Source organism: Geothermobacter ehrlichii (assembly GCF_008124615.1).
Classification (GTDB): domain Bacteria; phylum Desulfobacterota; class Desulfuromonadia; order Desulfuromonadales; family Geothermobacteraceae; genus Geothermobacter; species Geothermobacter ehrlichii.
On sequence record NZ_VNIB01000009.1, the window covers coordinates 21583 to 41189 of the forward strand.

General features: G+C 61.0%; 16 protein-coding genes. All 16 read right to left on the reverse strand.

Translation table 11 applies throughout. The annotated features are described in order from the left end of the window. Nucleotide 1: 1 nt before the first annotated feature. Nucleotides 2–1162, reverse strand: a complete 1161-nt coding sequence (cas7e, locus tag EDC39_RS10145) for a type I-E CRISPR-associated protein Cas7/Cse4/CasC (protein ID WP_148896270.1) — start codon at nt 1160–1162, stop codon at nt 2–4. Continuing rightward, nucleotides 1159–1677, reverse strand: coding sequence for a type I-E CRISPR-associated protein Cse2/CasB (gene casB, locus EDC39_RS10150; RefSeq protein ID WP_148896271.1), 519 nt, complete (start codon nt 1675–1677; stop codon nt 1159–1161). Before casB ends, cas7e begins: the two co-directional genes overlap by 4 nt. After that, nucleotides 1674–3194 carry a type I-E CRISPR-associated protein Cse1/CasA gene (gene casA / locus EDC39_RS10155; RefSeq protein ID WP_148896272.1) on the reverse strand — a complete coding sequence of 507 codons (1521 nt, stop codon included), beginning with the start codon at nt 3192–3194 and terminating at the stop codon, nt 1674–1676. The genes casB and casA overlap by 4 nt, the downstream gene beginning before the upstream one ends. Then, complete coding sequence (cas3, locus tag EDC39_RS10160) at nt 3191–5938, reverse strand: CRISPR-associated helicase Cas3' (protein ID WP_246140231.1); 2748 nt, start codon at nt 5936–5938, stop codon at nt 3191–3193. The genes casA and cas3 overlap by 4 nt, the downstream gene beginning before the upstream one ends. 5 nt (nt 5939–5943) lie before the next feature. Beyond that, a complete protein-coding gene (locus tag EDC39_RS10165; RefSeq protein WP_222862867.1) occupies nt 5944–6540 on the reverse strand; it encodes an HIRAN domain-containing protein in 597 nt (198 codons plus the stop codon). Further along, nucleotides 6518–7498 carry a helix-turn-helix transcriptional regulator gene (locus tag EDC39_RS10170; protein ID WP_148896273.1) on the reverse strand — a complete coding sequence of 327 codons (981 nt, stop codon included), beginning with the start codon at nt 7496–7498 and terminating at the stop codon, nt 6518–6520. Before EDC39_RS10170 ends, EDC39_RS10165 begins: the two co-directional genes overlap by 23 nt. A gap of 393 nt (nt 7499–7891) precedes the next feature. Next, nucleotides 7892–8821, reverse strand: coding sequence for a protease modulator HflC (gene hflC / locus EDC39_RS10175; protein WP_148896274.1), 930 nt, complete (start codon nt 8819–8821; stop codon nt 7892–7894). After that, nucleotides 8818–9858, reverse strand: a complete 1041-nt coding sequence (gene hflK, locus EDC39_RS10180) for an FtsH protease activity modulator HflK (protein WP_187426741.1) — start codon at nt 9856–9858, stop codon at nt 8818–8820. The genes hflC and hflK overlap by 4 nt, the downstream gene beginning before the upstream one ends. Nucleotides 9859–10065: 207 nt before the next feature. Further along, nucleotides 10066–11496: a cardiolipin synthase gene (gene cls, locus EDC39_RS10185; protein WP_148896275.1), complete on the reverse strand. Its 1431-nt coding sequence runs from the start codon at nt 11494–11496 to the stop codon at nt 10066–10068. A 131-nt stretch (nt 11497–11627) separates the two neighbouring features. Further along, nucleotides 11628–11957 carry a hypothetical protein gene (locus EDC39_RS10190; RefSeq protein WP_148896276.1) on the reverse strand — a complete coding sequence of 110 codons (330 nt, stop codon included), beginning with the start codon at nt 11955–11957 and terminating at the stop codon, nt 11628–11630. A gap of 98 nt (nt 11958–12055) precedes the next feature. After that, a complete protein-coding gene (locus EDC39_RS10195; protein ID WP_148896277.1) occupies nt 12056–12565 on the reverse strand; it encodes a rubrerythrin family protein in 510 nt (169 codons plus the stop codon). A 226-nt stretch (nt 12566–12791) separates the two neighbouring features. Further along, entirely contained in the window at nt 12792–13208 is a 417-nt protein-coding gene (locus EDC39_RS10200; RefSeq protein WP_148896278.1) for a PEGA domain-containing protein, read from the reverse strand. A gap of 264 nt (nt 13209–13472) precedes the next feature. After that, complete coding sequence (uvrA, locus tag EDC39_RS10205) at nt 13473–16310, reverse strand: excinuclease ABC subunit UvrA (RefSeq protein WP_148896279.1); 2838 nt, start codon at nt 16308–16310, stop codon at nt 13473–13475. 238 nt (nt 16311–16548) lie between these two features. Then, entirely contained in the window at nt 16549–17544 is a 996-nt protein-coding gene (pdxA, locus tag EDC39_RS10210) for a 4-hydroxythreonine-4-phosphate dehydrogenase PdxA (protein WP_246140232.1), read from the reverse strand. Nucleotides 17545–17685: 141 nt separating this feature from the next. Further along, the gene (locus tag EDC39_RS10215; protein WP_148896281.1) at nt 17686–18636 is read right to left on the reverse strand and encodes a peptidyl-prolyl cis-trans isomerase; all 951 of its coding nucleotides are present in this window, start codon (nt 18634–18636) and stop codon (nt 17686–17688) included. 24 nt (nt 18637–18660) lie between these two features. Next, complete coding sequence (locus tag EDC39_RS10220; RefSeq protein ID WP_222862868.1) at nt 18661–19599, reverse strand: peptidylprolyl isomerase; 939 nt, start codon at nt 19597–19599, stop codon at nt 18661–18663. Nucleotides 19600–19607: the final 8 nt, after the last annotated feature.

Here is a 19607-nt window from a genome sequence, read left to right on the forward strand (position 1 = left end):
CTCACTCCTGTACGGCTGCGAGGGTCCCGTCCAACAACTCTTTCAATGATGCCACGACGCAGCCGAACCCTTCGTGCCGGGCACCAGCAAGATTGAGCACCAACGTCTGCTCGTCACCGCCATAGGCGGCCTGCAATATCCGGGCTTTTTCCGTCATAGCTTCGGCTGATTTCCGGGTTAAAGATTCCCCCTTACCGACTCGGATAGCGGTTTCAAAGGCATTTGCCAGGCTGCGTGGTGCCGTGTTGCGGCGGACAGCAATGGCCACAAATTCGGGCGGGTTGTGGGCTGCGAAAGTATTCTGCTTGCCGGTGGGCGCGGCCACCACAAAGCCTTCCAAGAACGCCCGCAGCCCTTTCCGGGCCAGCTCGGCATCGCCCTGAAGATTGTCAACGAGTTTTTCCCAGTCCACGACTGCGTAACGATAGAAACAGGCGGAATTGAATTCCACTGTCCCCATCATATCGGCACCCGCCGTGTCCTCCGGCTTGAGATCGTCCACCGCCGTATAAAAGTCGAACTCGCGGTCGACGGCATGGGTCGAAATGGCGTGGGCCACCTGGCAGGCGGCATCCTGATTCTTCTCCGGAAGATCGGCCAGCATGCGACCGAAAAGCGCGACATCCACCGCTTTGCCGCCGTTGAACACCTTGTCGAGAGCCTTCTTCAGCTCGGGATCGGCATTCTGCGCCGCCCGTTTCTTGGCTTTACCAGCTTTCTTCCCTTCCGCCACCGATTCGGCCGCAGGCGAGATCAATTCCCACTTTTCATGAATAATGTCGGCCAGCGCAGCGATCTCCCGTTTGCCGAGGAACAGGAGATATTCGGTCTTGCCATCGTCCTTCACCGAAATTTCCATGGCGGCCAGCGCCAATTTGGCCTTTTCTCTGGCTTCGTCCTCGTCATGCCCCTTGTCTTTCAGGGCTGCAGTGATTTCCTCGAGAACCCGCTTGGTCCGGAAGGCCACATCAGTCTCCTCAAGTGCGGCCCGCTCCATCAAATCTGTGAAATACCGGCGCACAGCGCGTTTGAAACACTGGCTGGAAACCCGAGCGCGGCGGGTGCCGCCGAAAATGGCATCCTTGGGTGCGCCGGTGTCGTCGCGGTTGAGGTTCGACGGGGCGAAATTCTGCAAGGCATGGATTTCAATCAGCGTCTTCATTGGACATTCTCCTCCTGTGTGTTGGATTCGATGGTAGTGTTGGTTGCGGCGCTCCTGTAATAGTCGCGCGCCCAGCGATTCTGAACCGGTTTGCGGGGATTGTTCCAGGCCAGAAGGTCGCTCAGCAAACTGCCAAAATCGAGTGGATAGTCTTTGAGCAGTGCAACCATCTGGCGCAAACGATGAAGAAGTTGATCTCTGTCTGCATCCAGCAAGGCGACAAATCGTTGTTCCGTACTCAAGGAACCGTTGGCACTTTGATAAGCTGCGCACGCTCTGCCAAGAGACATCGGTTGCCCCTGCCGCCCTTCGCGCCAATGCAGGGCCCAGAGTCCGGCGGCGAGGTAGTGCATACCGCGTCGCCACTCGCTGGATTCATCGGGAAGAAATGGCTCGACATAGGGGTAGGCGGGGGGAAATGCGCCCGGCTCATACGCAAGGCTTCGCCTGAGCACGGCCCTCACTTTTCTGTCACGGGCATTCAGATCTTCCAGCCACTCGAAAAATGCACTCATACTCCCTCCTCTTGCGGTTCGAGTTTGGCGATTTCGTTAGTAAGTTCATGTAGCTTGCGGCTCAGTGGTCCTTCTGCTCTGGCCAGCGCCCTGATGGCCCACGCATTACCTGTGGATACAGATAACCTTTGATGCTCCCAGGCTTCGCTTAATGCGTGTCTGACAAACTTCAACCAAAGCCCTCGGATATCCTCTGGGTCTCGATCAAGCGTGAATTCCGACAAGATTTCATGAAATCTTGTCTCCAGGATGGACCAGTACCTCGGAGAAACAGGCATCTGCTCGACGAAAGCACTGATATCCTTTGCGGCTGGCTCGCGATTACCGCGACCAAGCAAATCACGCGCAAAGTTGCGGCATGCCTGCCAAAGCGCCTTTTGGGCCCCTTCCGCATCCATAAGAAACTGGCGGATATCTGATCTTATGTAACGGTTGCCCGCCAAAGCTTCAGGGAGTGTGAAGCGCTCCATGCGCCAGAACTCGATCTTTGCCTTGTTGTTCGCCTGGCCAAGGATCATCACCGACCTGGGCAGCCTCTCCCGATCCGTTTTCGCAAGCCGCGCCGCATGTTCAATAACCTGGGGCGCGAGTTTCGAATCGTCAGGCAGCAGAGAATCAAAATCCCGCCAGATTCCGCGCTCGCGAAATTGAAGTGGCAGTCTGCCAAGCTTTACATCCTCGCGATAGCCAACCATCGGGTCGATGTAATCGGTGGCAGCAATGCCAACACCTGAAGCGAATGCCAATTGACTCACGTGTCCGTCTTTTTCCTCCTTCAAACGGATAGAGCGGGTGCGCCAGCTGAACAGATCGGCCAGCCCGCCAGGTGGGCGAGCGATCCCTTTTTTGAGATCTTCGACCGTCTCAGGTTCTCGCTCCCAGAGAGGGAGGTCATTCTGTATGACCGCCCGATTTTGAGGGACCAGAGAAAAAATGAGGGTTTCCTCGAGATTGCGGGCTAGAGGCAGGGCCATAACCGCGGTCGCGGAAGGGGCTGTGCCGGTGTGGGCAAGTTCGCTCTTGCCACAGCTGACCGCATATGTCTGAGTGGCCAGAATCCAGCGAGCTGCAGCCGCCGACGAAATACTCCCGGGGGAATCGACAACGACGTGATCGAACAGAATCTTGGCGTTATCGGCATTATGTTCAGTCGCCAGTGCCGTCCAGGCCCGCCAGATTTTCGGTGTGAAGGACGGGACCTGTCCGAACGGGTATTTCTCATGGAAGAGCCAGAACCTGTCTCGCCATTTTTCGAGATAGGCGTTGATCTTCGCCACCGGAAAGCCGGAGCGGAACAGATCCCTGGCCTGATCGAAATCGGTGGGTCCCTCAAGGGCGCGATAGAGGACGGCCAGCAGGAAGCGGTGCAGGGCAGCGACAACCAGGGGAGAGGGGTCTTCGATGGCGGCGATTTTCTTTGCATCAAGCAGGGTTTCGCGAATCCCCAATTCGTCCCGACGCCCGTTAAGCAAACGGACCGGAATCCATTTCTCATCAATCAGGTTAAATCGACTCATGCCTCCTCCTTTGTGTCGTAAACTAATCCGAGATCGTCATCCAGGCGCACTGACTCATCCAGCTTCCACCGGCCCTCTTCATTTAGTTCCAGGGGAAAGGAGTTTCGCAGTAATGTAGATTTCTTCCAGGCTTCGGGCACCCCCAGGGCCTGACAACGCCTGACCACCCCCTTGCGCGAAAGGCTCATCGAACGCAATGACCATGCTCTGGCTTTGAAAAACTCCGGGGGGCTGGTCGGATCGAAGCCATCTCCTGGGAACAGCGGGATAACCACGACCGAGGGATCGCCAAGTCGGGTCTGAGCAATCAGAGTCGGATGCAGGCCGGGCTCGTCCTCGTCGGCCTTAACCCCACGCCCGGTGTCGTTCCAGGAAGCATCATCGGGGAATCCGATGAAGGCATGGTTCGCCTGGTTTTTTCTGGAATAATCGGCACCGTCCCCCTGTATGATTGCCTCGCACAACCTCTCCTGAAGCGCTTCCGGCACTTCGACCTCTTCTTCATAAACACTGGCAACCAGAGCGTCGATCTGGTCCGGCAATATCAACGTCGACATGCCTCGCAAAAGGCACCAGGTCCGCAACAGTACATCCTCGCGATAGACAGCCCCCCACCAAAGCGGCTGACCGAAATCGGGCGGCTCATCACCCGAGAGGCCGGCAATCACCAGCAGCGGTTCGGTCAGCGGCCGGCCATTTCTGGGATGCCGCCAGAGACGACCGGCGCGTTGCAGAACCAGGTCGATGGGAGCAAGATCGGTGACAATCAGGTCAAAATCGAGATCGAGACTCTGTTCGGCGACCTGGGTGGCGATGAGAATTTTGCGGCCTGCTCGGCAACCCTTTTCGCCGAAAACCTCCAGGGCCTGATCCTCTCGCTGTTGTCGCCATTCCGCCGGGAAGCGGGCATGGAAAAGAAATATCTCGGTGCCATCGGACAATCGTTTTCCGACCCGCTGCCCATTCCGAACCAGGGGGGCGCCCGCGGGAAAAAGGCGGTAGAGATCCTGCGCACGCTGGACCGTATTGACCAGGGCGAGCCCCATGCCGCCGTCTGCCAGATGCTCCATCAGAGCCGCTTGCAGACTGGTGACATCGGCCGGAAGTGACTGTAGACGCACTACTCGCCGCCGCTCGGGATCAGCTTCGATGTGCACCTGTTTCACATTGTCCGGAGAATAGAGTGTCAGGCGCGGGTAATCAGCTTCCTGCTCGGGCAACGTACCCTTTACAACTTCCGCCAACTTCCTCCGAGTGGACGGCGAGAGGGTTGCCGACAGGAGAATGACTGAAGAACCCAGAGCCAATAGCCAACGTAGCAGGTGGGCCAGAAGCGTGCCGGTATAGCTGTCATAGGCGTGGATTTCGTCGAAAATCACGACCCGGTTGGCCAACCCCCACAGCCGTACGAACTGGTGCCGCACCGGCAGGATGGTCAGCAGTGCCTGATCCACAGTCCCCACCCCGTATTCCGAGAGAAGAGCCCGCTTCTTGTGGGTGAACCATTCGCCAGCGCGGACCTCCCCGCCAAAGGACTCATCGTGAATTCCTGAAAGTCTGAGGTTCTGAAATGTCTCGTTGAGTTGAGTCGCCCCGTGGAGCAGTTGCAGATCCAGCTGGCGATCCTTCCCCTGGCGGCTAATGAATCCGAGCGTACGGGCGAACATGGCGTTGCCGGTGGCTTTGGTGGGCAAGGCCACATACAAGCCGCGATGCCCGAATTTTCGTTGCAAAGCCAGATGACCGTAAAATGCCGCTTCGGTTTTGCCTTCACCCATGGGGGCTTCCATCAGCAGAATGGAAGGGGTGCTGACCGCCGCCAGGAATTCGGCGACTGCCTCTTGCAACGGCCGAGGCTGAAAGGAAAAAACCTGATCGAAGGATTTTTCTTCCGAACAAAGCGGCGACCGAGGCAACCAGCCAATGGCATCGAGCGCACGATCAGCCTGTGTGCGACGCCTTTCAAACCATCCCTGCAAATCCTGGCAATCGTCGGAATTGCCAAAGGGAAACCAGTCCTCGTTGGAACCGATCCAATCGGCGAAACTCGTCAGCCCCGCCAGCAGCATGAAATCGGGACCGGACAAAGTCTTCTTGGCTGGGGGCTTAGATGGCTTGAAAACAGTGAACAGCGATTCCAGAAGTTCCTGGCGGGCCTTCTCCCAGTCGCTCTCGCCAAGGGCACGCCGGTCCCCCATGAGGCGATCGAGGGTATTCGATGCGGCCCTCATCCCGTGGTGGCAACCAACGGCATCCGCTACCAAATCGGCCAGGTCATCAGGCCAATCCTGCGCCCGCAACCATTCAGCGAGTACGCCCTGGCTGACAAAAGCGTGGTTGATGTCGGTGCTGGGGCTGCGCGGATTCTTCAGTGAAAGCCGGGAAAGAAGTTCAGGCCATTTGCATTGGAACCCCGGACAGGCTTTACCGAGATCGTGGCAGGCGACAATCAAAAGAAACCAGGGGCGTGCTTCTTCCCATGGCATTCCGAAGATGGCAGCAAGCCGCTGACGAGTCGATTTCGGCTCACGGGCAAGAATGGCATCGGCACTGGCCGCAACATCAAGCAGATGAAGCACCAATGGATGCCACCGCAGATCACCCTTATTACTACTATCTGATTTGGCCCAGAGGAAATTTAACACCTCACTCACGATCCCCTCCATGATTTGCCGCCCCAATATCGCCGGCCACTCTACCAGCAAAATCTCAAAAAAAATCTCACATTGAAGCGACAGGCTCACCCAGTCTATGTTCCTTCGTACAAACGCGGATCGGCACCCTCCTCCCAAAATTCCTGCACGATGGTGTATTCACCGCTCATCGTCCAGCGCGGGTCACCCAGAGTGCAGGGTTTGCACCCTTTGGCGTTATCGAGGTCACTTCCATAGAATTCGAAGAAGGTCCCGTCATCGAGCACCAGGTGCACCTTTCTGGCCGGGCTGCCGGGGTGCCTGTTTGATTCCAGGGCCACCACACCAACAATTCTGCGGGGCACATAGCCCAGCTTGCGACCGTTCCATTCGATGCGAACGGCGAATGCATCATGGGGATTGTCCGGTTCCGCCCGAAGCTGCAACGTCTGTCCTGGCCGCAGTATCGGCAACAGGGCCGTTCCCTGGTAATAGCGAAACCCCGCGATACTGAAGCGGTTGAGCAGAAGGCCGCGGTCCGGCGACCGGGCAATGGCAGGCCGGTGGAGCAGGGCAACAGGGACGGACAGCAGTGACTTCAGAAAAGAGCGGCGCTTCAACGGCATGACGACCCCCTTCGATTGTTGACCGTGCCGCCATTCTGCCACGCCACCTGGGACATCTGGTGTCCTACATGTGATTTTTTTCAGCATACAGTCCCGATATCCGTTGCGCTTCTTCCACAATTTCACGGCGCAAGGCTTCCGGAGCCAGGACTTCGACATCCGCGCCGAACTGCAGAACCCGCAACTTGATTTCACGCAGATCCGCAACCTTGAAGCGCAGAATCAGCGACCCGTCGGGGCATTCCTCGACTTCCTGTTCCGGATGCCAGATTTCATGTCTGATCCAGCGCGCCCGGTAAGCGTTGAAATGCAGCACGACCTGCTGGTGTTTCAGTCCCTGAAACAGGCCGAACGCTCCCTCCAGCTCACGCTTCCACGAAGCCGGTGGCAGAGGGGTAAACGAATCAGACGTCAATTGCACATCGCTCATCCGCCCCAGGTTGAATTTTCTCCAGTCCTGCTTCTCGCAACACCGGGCCAGCAGCACCCAGCTGCCAAGGTAATGTTGCAGGTGATAGGGCTCGACCAGACGCTCGCTGCGTTCACCACTGGCAGGGGAGAAATAATGGAACTGCAACCGGCGCGACTGCAGCAGACTGTCGGCGACCAGGCGAAAGGCCCGGGGATCGGCGGGGGTGTAAGCGTTCCAGACGGCGGAAAAGGCGGTGGCGATGCGCTCGGCGCCAAGTCCGATATGATCGGTGGCGGCAAACAACCTGCGGCCGAAGCGTTCTATTTCGCGGCTGATGAGCCCGCCGGCACTGTCGGCAAGCAGATTTTGCGCCAGAAGAATGGCAAGCAATTCGTTCTGGCTGACCTGCAGGGCCGGCAGGGAAAAATCGACGTCTGTGTAGTAATAGCCCTTGCGCCGGGAATCGTATTCCAGCGGCATCGCCAACTGGTCGCGCATGTAATCAATGTTTCGTTGCGCCGTCTTGGTTGAAATTTCAAAGTGCTCGGCCAGAGTCGTTGCGTTCGGATAGCGCCCTGCCCGAACTTGCCTGTCGAACCAGTAATAACGGATGAATTTGAGGTGCCCGGCCATGAGTCGCCCCTTTTCCAACGAGGTGGCAGAAAAAACGAACGCCTCATATTAGTCTCCGCTTCTCAAAAAAATCTCAAATCCGTCCCCTGAGGCAATTGGCGGCCTTATTCGCCTCACATTCCGAGTCGAATCTGGCGCTTCGGACCTGGTTTCTACAGATATGGCGAGGAGAGCTTGCAGACGGAATCGAGCAGCCTGACGGGGAGGGGCAGGGCAGGCTGCGTGGGTCGATGGCGTGAATGGTACTTGCCCGAGGCCGTCCAGCCCCCCGGTGAGGTTGAAAAGGGGACGGAATCTTATCACCCTGACCTGCACGACTGCGATGAAAACGAAGCGGGGGATGCTGTCGCATCCCCCGCCTGTTTTGCCTTTCCGTGCAGCAGAAATTCGGGGCTATTGGGCCTTTTTCAGGTAATTGAAGAAATCGGAATCGGTGGAAATGATCAGGCGGCCGTTTTTTCGGATCCCTTTCTTGTAGGATTCGAGCGTTCGCGAGAAGGCGTAAAACTCCTTGTCCCGATTGTAGGCCCCGGCATAGATCGCGGCGGCCTCGGCATCGCCACGCCCGCGAATTTCGAGCGCCTGTCGCAGTGCCTCGGAACGGATCTCCTTCAACTCCCGCCCCATCTGGCCGAGGATGTCGGCCTTTTCGCCCTCTCCTTCGGAACGGTACTGGGTCGCCACTTTCTTGCGTTCATTGATCATCCGCTCATAGACGCTGCGCCTGACCTGCTCGATATAGTTGATCCGCTTGATCTGGACATCGATCAGTTCGATGCCGTACTCGGGAGTGCTGGCCCTGGCCTTTTCCAGCATGCCGCGCATGATTTCCTCGCGACCGATGATCTCTTCACGCGGAATCTCGGCGCCATCGATCACGAAACGTTCGCTGGCGCCCTTTTCCGGAACATAATCGCTGCCGCGAACCAGTTCCACCAGCAGTCGTCCGGAGACGGCGTCGCGCACTACCGAATCGATAATGTCGTCAAGGCGGCTCTGGGCGCCAAGTTCGGTGGCGACGGTCTTGTAAAAAAGCAGCGGATCGGTAATGCGCCAGCGGGCCGTGGTGTCGATCCAGATGAATTTCTTGTCCTTGGTCGGAATCTGGTTCGGGTCGCCGTCCCACTTGAGGATACGTCGATCGAACCGGATGACATCCTGAATGACCGGGATCTTGAAATGGATGCCGGCGTACTTGACGTCGCCGACCGGGGCGCCGAACTGGGTGATGATGGCCTGTTCACCCTCGGTGACGACATAGAAGCCGCCCTTGGCAATCAATACGGCGGCCACAACAAGGACCGCAATCAGGGACTTTTTCATTTTCCGGCCCCTCCTTTCTCGCCGCGCAGCTGCAGCAACGGAAGGATGGCTCCGCCCTGCTCGTCGAGGATGTAGACCTCGTCGAGCCTCGGCAACACCTCTTCGAGAGTTTCGAGATACATCCGGCGCCGGGTGACTTCCGGGGCCTTGCGATACTCGGTCAGGATCGACAGGAAGCGGTCGGCCTCGCCCCTGGCCCGGTTGATCCGTTCGGTCGCATAACCTTTGGCTTCCTGGATCAGCTTCTTCGCTTCACCTCGGGCCTTCGGCACCTCGCGGTTGTACTGTTCGCGGGCCTGGAAGATCAGGCTCTCCTTCTGCTGTTCGGCCTCGTTGACTTCGTTGAAGGCCGCCTTCACCGGGTCGGGCGGTGTCACGTCCTGGAACTTGACGGTGACGATGCGGACGCCTATGTCGTATTCGTTGAGAATTTTCTGCAGGTCAGCCTCGATCTCGCCGGCGAGCTCGGCCCGTTCGGTGGTCAGAACCTTGCTGACGTTGGAGTTGCCGACCGCCTTGCGCACCATCGCTTCGGAGATGTCGCGGATGGTTTCAACCGGCCGGCTGATGCGGAAGACGAACTTGAACGGGTCGGCTATCTGGTACTGGACGATCCATTCGACGTCACTGACGTTCAGATCGCCGGTCAATGTCAGCGACTCTTCCTCAAGCCCCTTCTTGGTGTAGGACGTACGGACACCCGGCTTCACGGTACGGAAACCGAACTCCTCCTTCAAAACGCGGCCGGTCGGCACGGTGTAGATCCGATCGATACCGAAGGGGAGCTTGAAGTGGAGGCCCGACCCGGAAAAACCGGCGAACTTGCCGAAGCGGAGAATGACCGCCGTCTCTTCGGTATTGACCTCGTAGAAACTTCCCAAGACACCGAAGCCGAGAATGATGATCAGAGCGACCAACAGCAGCCCACGACTCGGCTTGAAGCGGCCACCCTGCATCTTTTTTTTCACCTTGTTGGCGAAATCGACGATTTTCTTCTCCAACTCTTCACTGGAGGGGCCGTTACCCCAATCCCGCATAAAACCTCCTGTCCTTTGGTTTCCTGACCATGTTCGGTATTTTTTCGATTATGCCTTGAAGTTTCACTCTAACACCTTTGGGCGGCAAAAAAAGTTTAAACAGTTTTTTTTTTTCAACCCTGTTCAAGGGATGTTTTCGCCGGCCGATCTTGGCGACCGGCATCTCCTGACCGAGAACGACGATGAGTACCCGGAAGAAATTCGGACTTACAGATACGGCGAGAAGAGCTTGCAGACGGAATCGAGCAGCTTGACGGGCAGGGGGCGGCCGTCGACTTCGGCCTGGGTGACGGGGCGGGACTGGTCGCGGACGGCGTCGAAGTGCCGGCTCAGCTTCCAGTTGAGTTCGCGATCGAAGACGGTGAGGTTGAACTCGAAGTTGAGCCGCAGGCTGCGCGGGTCGAGGTTGGCGGAACCGACCAGGCTGTAATGGTGGTCGACCAGCAGCAGCTTGCTGTGGTTGAAGGGGGGCGGCTGGTAATAGATACGGGCACCGTACTGGAGCAGTTCCCAGAAGTAGGCGCGGGCGGCCCAGCCGACGTAGGGCAGGTTGTTCTTTTGCGGCAGGATGATCTCGACCTTGACACCACGCAGGGCGGCACTGTTGATGGCGACCAGCAGGGGGCGGTCGGGGATGAAGTAGGGGGTCATGATGCGGATGTGCTCGCGGGCGGAGTTGAAGGCGCCGACCAGCAGCCACATCAGCTTGTCGAAATCCTCGTTGGGACCGGCACTGATGCCACGGCAGAAGGCGAGGCCGCCGGGAACGGCGGGCGGATACTCGGGATTCTGGAACCGGTCGCCGGTGGCGAAGGCCCAGTCTTCGAGAAAGGCCTCCTGCAGCTGACCGACCACCGGCCCCTGCACCCGGAAATGGACATCGGCGGTGCGGCGCGGATTGCGCACGTCGGAGGCCAGATGCCGGTCGCCGATGTTCATGCCGCCGGTAAAACCGAGGCGGTTGTCGATGACCAGCAGCTTGCGGTGGTTGCGCAGGTTCAGGTAGATGCCGCGGCCAAACAGCGACGGCGGCAGAAAGCGGGCGATGCGCACCTTTTTCGAGCGGAACAGGCGTCGTGCCGGGGGAAAATCGTAGCGCTCGCCGATGGCGTCGATGAGTACCCGCACGGTGACGCCCCGCTCGGCCGCCGCCTCCAGGGCGGCGACGAACTTCTTGCCGGTGCGACCCGAACCGAAGATGTATGTCGCCAGGTTGATCTCGTGTCGCGCCGACTCGATCGCCTCGAGCATGGCCGGATAGGCCTCTTCGCCGTTGAACAGAGGTTCGACCAGGTTGCCGGAGACCAGCGGCCGGCGGGTGACGGCATCGGCCAGGGCGAGCAGGGCGGCGTTGTTTTCATGCAGAAAGACCGGATCGTCGTCGACCGGCGGCAGCCAGCAGCTGGTGTTCGGCTCCGGCCAGGGGCGCTCTTCGCCGCGTGTCTGCCAGTCGCGGGCACGGGTGCGGATGCGGTTGATGCCGAGCAGCCAGTAGAGTCCGGCTCCCAGCCCCGGCAGGGTGAAGCAGATAAGGACCCAGATCAGGGCGGCACGCGGATCCCGCTTGGTCAGCAGGGCGTGCCCGGCCGAAACCAGGGAAAAGATGAAAATGAGCAGCCAGAGGATGGTATCGAGCACGCCACACCGCCTTTGCGAGAGGTCCGGGCCGGCAAGCGGGCCGAACCCCTCACTGAAACCTGCTGCAATAACAACATGTTATCAGGTGCCGGATCGATATCCAGCAAAAAGCGGCCGCTTGTCGACCCGCCTCAGCGCAGACTGGTGGCACAACGGGGGCATGTCAGCATGCTGGTGGACGGTACCTTGTGCCCACAGGTGGGGCAGTTGAACCAGTAACGGCAATGCCGGCATTGCGGGTCGGAAACCCCCTGCTTTTTCTTGCACTTGGGGCACTGCCGGTACATCTTCTTGCGGTTGATGTAATCCTCGAAGATCAGTCCGCACTTGGGACAGCTGGTCAGGTCGCGCTTGCGGATCTCGTATTCGCAGCTCTGCACGGGGCAGCGGAACATGGTCTTGCAGTTCTTGCAGAAGTATTTCCCCTTGCTCTGTTCCTTGCAAACGGGACATTTTTCCATGGTTGGCCTCCCTGTCTCGACATCAATGGCCGCACGATGGCAACAAAAAGGCCGGGCCCCTGAAGGGCCCGGCCGGAAAATTTCGGCTGTGATGGCCTTCAGTCGACCTTCTTGAACGCGGCGATGGTGGCGCCGCAGACTTCGCAGGGTCCGTCAGGTTCGCCCTCGATGGTATTGCCGCAAACCTGACAGACGTAATAATCAACTTCGTCATTGCGCCCGAGATTGTCAAGGGCTTTCTGGTAGAGCCGGGCGTGGGCCTTTTCGACGGTGTTGGCATAGGTGAAGCTCTTCAGCGCCGAATCGTAGCCGGCGTTGGTCGCCTCGCGGATCATGTGCGGATACATTTCGGTGAACTCGGCCGTCTCGCCACGGATCGCCTCTTTCAGGTTGGCGGCTGTGTCACCGATGCCGCCGAGTACCCGCAAATGGGCCAGGGCATGAACGGTTTCGGCCTCGGCCGCGGCCCGAAAGAGCTTGGCGACCTGCGGATAGCCTTCGGCCTCGGCCTGACGGGCAAAGGCGAGATACTTGCGGTTGGCCTGGGATTCCCCGGCAAAGGCCTCCTTCAGGTCGGCCTCGGTCCTGCTCCCTTTCAGATCTGCCATGATCTTGTTCCTCCTGTTTGAGTCCGCATCCATGATTCGGGTCCAACCCGCGCACAGTTTAGCAGTCGGAGACGGCTTGTCAACCGGCAATCGGCCGCCCCGGGCGTAGCCGCCCGACCGGTGGATCACAGGGCAGACAACGGAGGAAGAATCTGCAAATGGTTCGTTTACGGGGAGCCGGCGAAACGTCCCGGCCACGGGAGGAAAGAGCCGGGAAGGGAAAAGGTCAACGGAAAAGGGTTTCCAGGTTGCCGCTGTCACCGGCGACCTGCTCGCTGCCGGGACGCAGAATGAATTCGTAGCTGTCCTTGAGCTTCTTGCTGAAGAGGGTGCCGATCAGCAGCGGACTGCCCAGGGGCAGAAGCAGGCTGGCGGTAACCCAGCCGGCCTGGGCCTCGCGATCGACTTCGTCGGAACGGATGGTGTAGCGAATCGGCTCGAACCCGTCCTTGAGCAGCACCACCTGCCGCTCGCGGCCGCCGTCGCAGCGGTAATCGAGAGTGCAGGGCGTGGTGCCGATCTCCCTGCCGTCGACGATCACCCGGGCTCCGGGGGGCACGGAAATGAACGCCGCCTGGTTGGCCGCGCAACCGGTCAGAAAACAGACCAGAAGCAGCAATGTCAATGCGCGCCGCAGGTACATGGGACCGGATCAGCCTTTCGGGTTCGCGGTTCAGCCTTGCCGTCAACCTTGAGCGCTGCATCAGACATGCCAACCCCGTCGACTGCCGGACCCAAAGGTCAAAAAAGACGGCCCGACTGAGACAAGCGGCTGAAATCGATGCGACATCGGCAAGGCGACAGGTGCCGGACGGATCATTTCCGGCGGGGCCGGGAAGCGACATCCGCCCCTCCGCAGGGGACGCATGGTGGAAAGACGTTGTGCAATAGCCACAGAGTGTCAGTTTTACCTTGCCGCGGCCGACGCAGCGAAGGCGGGCAGGCAGGTGCGCAGATAGCGGCCGGTATGCGAGACCTCGACGCCGGCCACCTCTTCCGGCGTGCCGGCGGCGACCACCGTGCCGCCGCGCGAACCACCCTCGGGACCGAGATCGATGATGTAGTCGGCGGTCTTGATAACATCGAGGTTGTGCTCGATGATGATCACTGTGTTGCCTGCCTCGACCAGCCGGTGCAGCACCTGCAGCAGCTTTTCGATGTCGGCAAAGTGCAGGCCGGTGGTCGGTTCGTCGAGGATGTAGATGGTCTTGCCGGTGGCCCGCTTGCTCAGCTCCTTGGCCAGCTTGACCCGCTGCGCCTCGCCACCGGAGAGGGTGGTGGCGCTCTGGCCGAGCCTGATGTAGCCCAAACCGACATCGCGCAGCGTCTCCAGCCGGTTGCTGATCTTCGGAATGTTCTCGAAGAACCGGGCCGCCTGGTTGGCGGTCATGTCGAGCACGTCGGCGATCGACTTGCCCTTGTACTTCACCTCGAGGGTCTCGCGGTTGAAGCGGGCTCCCCGACAGACATCGCAGGTGACGAAAACGTCGGGCAGAAAGTGCATCTCGATCTTGAGTATGCCGTCCCCCTGGCAGGCTTCGCAGCGGCCGCCCTTGACGTTGAAGGAGAACCGCCCCGGCTTGTAGCCGCGGATCTTCGCTTCCGGCAGCCCGGCGAACAGCTGCCGGATCTCGGTGAAGACGCCGGTGTAGGTGGCCGGATTGGAACGCGGGGTGCGGCCGATGGGCGACTGGTCGATGTCGATCACCTTGTCGAGCTGCTCCAGGCCGAGCACCGCGTCGCAGCGGCCGGCCCGCAGGCGGGCGCCGTTGAGGCGTGAGGCCAGAGTGCGGTAGAGGGTGTCGATGGTGAGGGTCGACTTGCCGGAACCGGACACGCCGGTGACGCAGGTCATCACCCCGAGCGGAAAGCGGACGTCGATGTTGCGCAGGTTGTTCTCCCGCGCTCCGCGCACCTCGAGCCAGCGTTCGGGCACCCGGCGCCTCTCCGGCACCGGAATCGACAGCTCGCCGTTCAGGTAGCGGCCGGTCAGGGAGCGCGGATTGGCCATGATCTGTTGCGGCGTCCCCTGGGCGACCACCTCGCCGCCGTGGATGCCGGCCGCCGGTCCCATGTCGATGACGTGGTCGGCCTCGAGAATGGTCTCCTCGTCGTGCTCGACCACCAGCACCGTGTTGCCGAGATCGCGCAGCCGCTTCAGGGTTTCGAGCAGCCGCCGGTTGTCGCGCTGGTGCAGGCCGATGGAGGGCTCGTCGAGAATGTAGAGCACGCCGACCAGACTCGAACCAACCTGGGTCGCCAGCCGGATGCGCTGCCCCTCGCCGCCGGAGAGGGTGCCGGAGGAGCGGTCGAGGGAGAGATAGTCGAGGCCGACGTGGGTGAGGAAGGAGAGCCGTTCGCGGATCTCCTTGAGGATGCGGCGGGCGATCTCCCGTTCCCGGCCGCTCAGCTCGAGGGCGGCGAAAAAGGCCTCGGCCTCGGCGATGGAGAGGGCGCAGACTTCCTGGATGTTCTTGCCGCCGACCCTTACGTTGAGCATCTCCAGCTTCAGGCGCGCGCCGTTGCAGGTCGGGCAGGGCATGACGTTCATGTAGCGCTCGAGCTGTTCGCGCACCGTCTCCGAGTCGGTCTCCCGGTAACGGCGCTCGAGGCTGGGAATCACCCCCTCGAAGGGCTTGCTGTAGTAGTGCCGCCGCCGTCCCTGGTCCCAGAAGAAGCGGATCTTCTCGTCGCCGGAACCGTAGAGGACGATCCGGCGCACATTTTCCGGCAGCTGCCGGAACGGAGTGCGGATGTCGAACCGGTAATGCTCGGCGAGGGCCTCGAGCAGGTTCTGGTAATAGACGCCGGAGCGGGTCTCCCAGGGAGCCACCGCCCCGTGCCGGAGCGAAAGGTCGGGGTCGGGAACCACCAGCTCCTCGTCAAAGTACATGCGGGTACCCAGTCCCGAGCAGTCGGGGCAGGCGCCGTAGGGATTGTTGAAGGAGAACATGCGCGGAGTGATTTCCGGATAGGAGACGCCGCACTCGACGCAGGCGTGATGCTCCGACCAGAGTTCGCTGGCGCCGCCGACCACCTCCACCCGCACCACGCCCTCGGCCAGCCGCAGGCAGGTCTCCAGGGAATCGGCCAGCCGGCTCTCGATCCCCTCCTTGACCACCAGCCGGTCGACGATCACCTCGATGGTGTGCTTGCGGTTCTTGTCGAGCGGGATCTCCTCCCCCAGCTCGTACTGCTCACCGTCGACACGCACCCGCACGAAGCCGTCGGCCTGCAGCTGCTTCAGCTCCCGGCGATACTCCCCCTTGCGGCCGCGTACGATCGGCGCCAGCAGAATGACCTTGCTCCGCTCCGGCAGGGCCATCACCCGGTCGACCATCTGTTCGACGGTCTGCCCGGCGATCTGCCGGCCGCACTTGAAGCAGTGCACCTTTCCGACACGGGCGAACAGCAGCCGCAGGTAGTCGTAGATCTCGGTCACCGTGCCGACGGTGGAACGCGGGTTGCGGCTGGTGGTCTTCTGCTCGATGGAGATCGCCGGCGACAGGCCCTCGATGCTCTCCACGTCAGGCTTGTCCATCTGTTCGAGAAACTGCCGGGCGTAGGCCGACAACGACTCGACGTAGCGGCGCTGGCCCTCGGCGTAGATGGTGTCGAAGGCCAGCGTCGACTTGCCCGAACCGGAGACGCCGGTGATCACCACCAGCTTGTCGCGCGGAATCTCGAGATCGATATTCTTCAGGTTGTGCTCACGGGCACCCTTGATGATGATCTTGTCGGTCATGAAAATCAGGCTCTAGGCTTGAGGCTCGATACGGAAGGTTAAAACCCGAAAAGGCCTGCTGTCACGTTGCTCGCTGCGCTCGCTTGAAACACCAAAGCCACCAATGGACATGAAGAAAACCCACTTCAATTTTTTCGAGAATTGCCTCTCGGCTGAATCTGGGTTCTGGTCTTGTGGAAATTTCGATTCTCCTTCGCTATCTTCGTGCCATCGTGGCGGGTTTTGAATCTTCCTGTATTCAGCTGTTACGAGTCATCTGCTCCGCCATGCGAATCGCCGCCAGCAGGCTGGCGGTGTTCGCCTTGCCCGTGCCGACCAGATCGTAGGCGGTGCCATGGTCGACCGAGGTACGGACGATCGGCAGGCCGAGAGTGACGTTGACCGCGTCCTCGAAATGCAGCAGCTTCAGCGGTATCAGCCCCTGGTCGTGATACATGCAGATCACCGCGTCGCAGTCGCCGCGGGCGGCGAAGTAGAAAAGGGTGTCGGGCGGAAAGGGACCGCGGGCGTCGATGCCGGCGGCCCGCGCCTCTTCCAGCGCCGGAACGATGATCCGCTTCTCCTCGTCGCCGAACAGGCCATCCTCGCCGGCGTGGGGATTGAGGGCGGCCACCGCCAGTCGGGGCCGCTCGAGGCCGAACTGCCGACGCAGGGAACGGTCGACGATCCGCAGGGTGGCGAGAATCTCCTCCCGGCTGAGCCGGGCGGGAACCTCGCGGTAGGCGAGGTGGGTGGTGACCAGGCAGACCTTCAGCCTGGCGCCGGCCAGCATCATCACCACCTTCTCGACGCCGCAGCGCTCGGCGAGCAGTTCGGTGTGACCGGGAAAGGGGATGCCGGCGGCCTGCATAGCCGCCTTGCTGATCGGGCAGGTGACCATGCCGGCGGCCTCGCCGCGCCTGCAGGCCGCCACCGCCCATTCGACGTAGGCGGCCATCGCCGCGCCGCAGGCGGCGTCCGGACACCCCGGAACCAGCCGGCCGGCATCCAGCCGGCTCAGAACGCGAACCGGCAGCGAGCGGTCGGCCAGCCACAGCCGTCCCGTCCCGTCGTCTTCCGGTTCGAACCTGGCGGCGACGGCAAAAGGGGCCGAGGCCCGCGCCAGCACGCCGGCATCGCCGGCCACCAGCAACCGGTCGGCAAAGGGGTCGAGCTCACCGGCCAGCAGGGCCTTGAGAATCAGCTCCGGACCGATCCCGGTCGGATCGCCCATAGTGAGAATCAGCGGTTTCATGCCCATTGTTTTCCAAAATGGTAAGCAATCACTATAGCCGAGGGGAGAAGGGGCGGGCAAGCAAAACGCAAAAGAGGCAGAAAGGGATCTCCCGACCCTCCCTGCCTCCTGCCAGCTCCCGACATCCGGCGCCTGACGGCCTCACAACCGGATATCGATATAGGCATCCTTCTTCATCGACTTGCTCCACTTCCTGAACTCGCGCTCGCGGGCCTCGTCGATCAGCTTCTGGCGGATCTCCGATTTGACCAGATCGAAATTGCGGATGTGTCCCGGTATCCGCTCGTCGACCCGGAAGATCATGAACCCCCTGGGCACCTTGAGCGGCCGGCTGTAATCGCCGACCTTCATCCCTTTCAGGGCCTCGACGATCTCCGGCGACAGTTCGCTCTCCTTGAAACGGCCCATGTCGCCGCCGATCGCCAGTCCCTGACGCGACAGATCCTCGACCACCGACTCCAGGCTCTCGCCTCCCCGCAACCGGGCCAGGGCCTTTTCGGCCAGCTCCCGGGCCTCGGCCTCCCGGCGGGCGTCAGCCTTCTCGGGCAGGGTGACGATCAGGTGGGAAAAGCGGATATAGGGCGGCTCGCGAAACTCGTCAATATGGTCGCGGAAATACTCCCGGATGTCGCTGTCGGTCACGTCAACCTTGCTCTGCACCTGGCGGCCGAGCAGCTTCAGGCGCAGAATCTGCTTGCGCAGCTTCTCCCGGTAGCTCTCCATGGTCAGCCCCTGGGCCTTGAGCGCCCTGGTCAGCTGCTCGGTGGTCAGCTTGTTCTGCCGCTGCACATCCTGCACCGCCTCGTCGATCTCGGTCTCGGAAACGGTCAGGCCCAGCGCCTCGATCTGCTGCTGCAACAGGGTTTCCTCGATCAGCTTGTCGAGCAGGGTGCGGCGCAGGGTTTCGATCTGGTCGGCGTTCAGCTTTTCGCCCCGCGCCCGTTTCGCCAGCACCCTGGCCACCTCCTGCTCGAGCTGGTAGGTGGTGATGATGTCGTCGTTGACCACGGCCGCGATCTTGCTGACCAGCTCGGCGCGGGCCGGCAGGACGGAGACGAGCAGAAAAAAGAGCGAGAAGAGGAGTTTGTTCATCGCGTTGTTCCTCCCGTTCCGGCGTCAGCCGGATGCGGTTCGGTCGAGCTGCTGCAGGTCGATTTCGATGCGGGCCCGCCGCCGCAGCTCTTTGAGCCAGCTCTGAAAGGCGGTCTTTTCCGCCTGGCGCCGCAGGATTTTCCGAATCTCGTCGCGGGCCTCGTCCAGCGCGAGCCGCCTGGCCGGCCGCCTTTCCTCGACCAGAAAGATATGATAACCGTAAGGACTCTTCACCAGGTCGCTCAACCGGCCGACCGGCAGGCTGAAGACGGCCCGATCGAATTCGGGCGGCATCTGGCCGCGGGGAAACCAGCCGAGATCCCCGCCCTGTTCGGCGTCGGGCGACAGTGAATGGGCCCGGGCCACCTCGGCGAAGGACTCACCCTGCCGCAGCAGGCCGAGCAGACGCTCGCCTTCCTCCCTGCTGCCAACCACGATCTGCCGGGCCCGCGCCTGCTCCGGACGGTCGAATTCGTCGCGATGGTCGCGGTAGTAGGCGGCGACCTCCTGGTCGCTGATGGCGATGCGCGATCGGACCTGCAGATCGATGACCTTTTCGATCAGCAGCTCGTCGGTCAGCTGCCGCTGCCACTCGTCGAGAGTCAGCCCCCGGCGCTCGAGCATCTGCTCGAACTCCCTGTCGGCATAGTCGCGCTCGATCTCCCGCCGGGCGCGGGTCAGCTCGCCGGCGGTGACCTGCAGATCGAGGCGGTCGGCCTCGGCAAGGATCAGTTCGCGATCGATAATCTGGGCCAGAAAGGACCGGCGCAAATCCCTGCGTTCATCCGGAGACAGCAGCCGGTCGGCAGGCAGGCTCCGGGCGAATTCCCGGTCGAACCGCTCGGCGGACAGCACCCGGTCGTTGACCCGCAGCAGGGGGCGGCTCTCCGGCGTCTCCCGCCGGCAGCCGACCAGACCCGCGACCAGGAGCAGAACCAGGACCAGGCAGCGTAATCCGCGCATCATGACTG

Excerpts from the sequence above, each read along its gene's own strand:
- EDC39_RS10215 (WP_148896281.1), bottom strand. The coding sequence starts at position 18,636 with ATGAACAAACTCCTCTTCTCGCTCTTTTTTCTGCTCGTCTCCGTCCTG.
- EDC39_RS10170 (WP_148896273.1), bottom strand. The coding sequence starts at position 7,498 with ATGGCCGGGCACCTCAAATTCATCCGTTATTACTGGTTCGACAGGCAA.
- hflC (WP_148896274.1), bottom strand. The coding sequence starts at position 8,821 with ATGAAAAAGTCCCTGATTGCGGTCCTTGTTGTGGCCGCCGTATTGATT.
- EDC39_RS10190 (WP_148896276.1), bottom strand. The coding sequence starts at position 11,957 with ATGGAAAAATGTCCCGTTTGCAAGGAACAGAGCAAGGGGAAATACTTC.
- EDC39_RS10220 (WP_222862868.1), bottom strand. The coding sequence starts at position 19,599 with ATGCGCGGATTACGCTGCCTGGTCCTGGTTCTGCTCCTGGTCGCGGGT.
- EDC39_RS10200 (WP_148896278.1), bottom strand. The coding sequence starts at position 13,208 with ATGTACCTGCGGCGCGCATTGACATTGCTGCTTCTGGTCTGTTTTCTG.
- pdxA (WP_246140232.1), bottom strand. The coding sequence starts at position 17,544 with ATGAAACCGCTGATTCTCACTATGGGCGATCCGACCGGGATCGGTCCG.
- uvrA (WP_148896279.1), bottom strand. The coding sequence starts at position 16,310 with ATGACCGACAAGATCATCATCAAGGGTGCCCGTGAGCACAACCTGAAG.
- EDC39_RS10195 (WP_148896277.1), bottom strand. The coding sequence starts at position 12,565 with ATGGCAGATCTGAAAGGGAGCAGGACCGAGGCCGACCTGAAGGAGGCC.
- casA (WP_148896272.1), bottom strand. The coding sequence starts at position 3,194 with ATGAGTCGATTTAACCTGATTGATGAGAAATGGATTCCGGTCCGTTTG.
- hflK (WP_187426741.1), bottom strand. The coding sequence starts at position 9,858 with ATGCGGGATTGGGGTAACGGCCCCTCCAGTGAAGAGTTGGAGAAGAAA.
- EDC39_RS10165 (WP_222862867.1), bottom strand. The coding sequence starts at position 6,540 with ATGCTGAAAAAAATCACATGTAGGACACCAGATGTCCCAGGTGGCGTG.
- casB (WP_148896271.1), bottom strand. The coding sequence starts at position 1,677 with ATGAGTGCATTTTTCGAGTGGCTGGAAGATCTGAATGCCCGTGACAGA.
- cas7e (WP_148896270.1), bottom strand. The coding sequence starts at position 1,162 with ATGAAGACGCTGATTGAAATCCATGCCTTGCAGAATTTCGCCCCGTCG.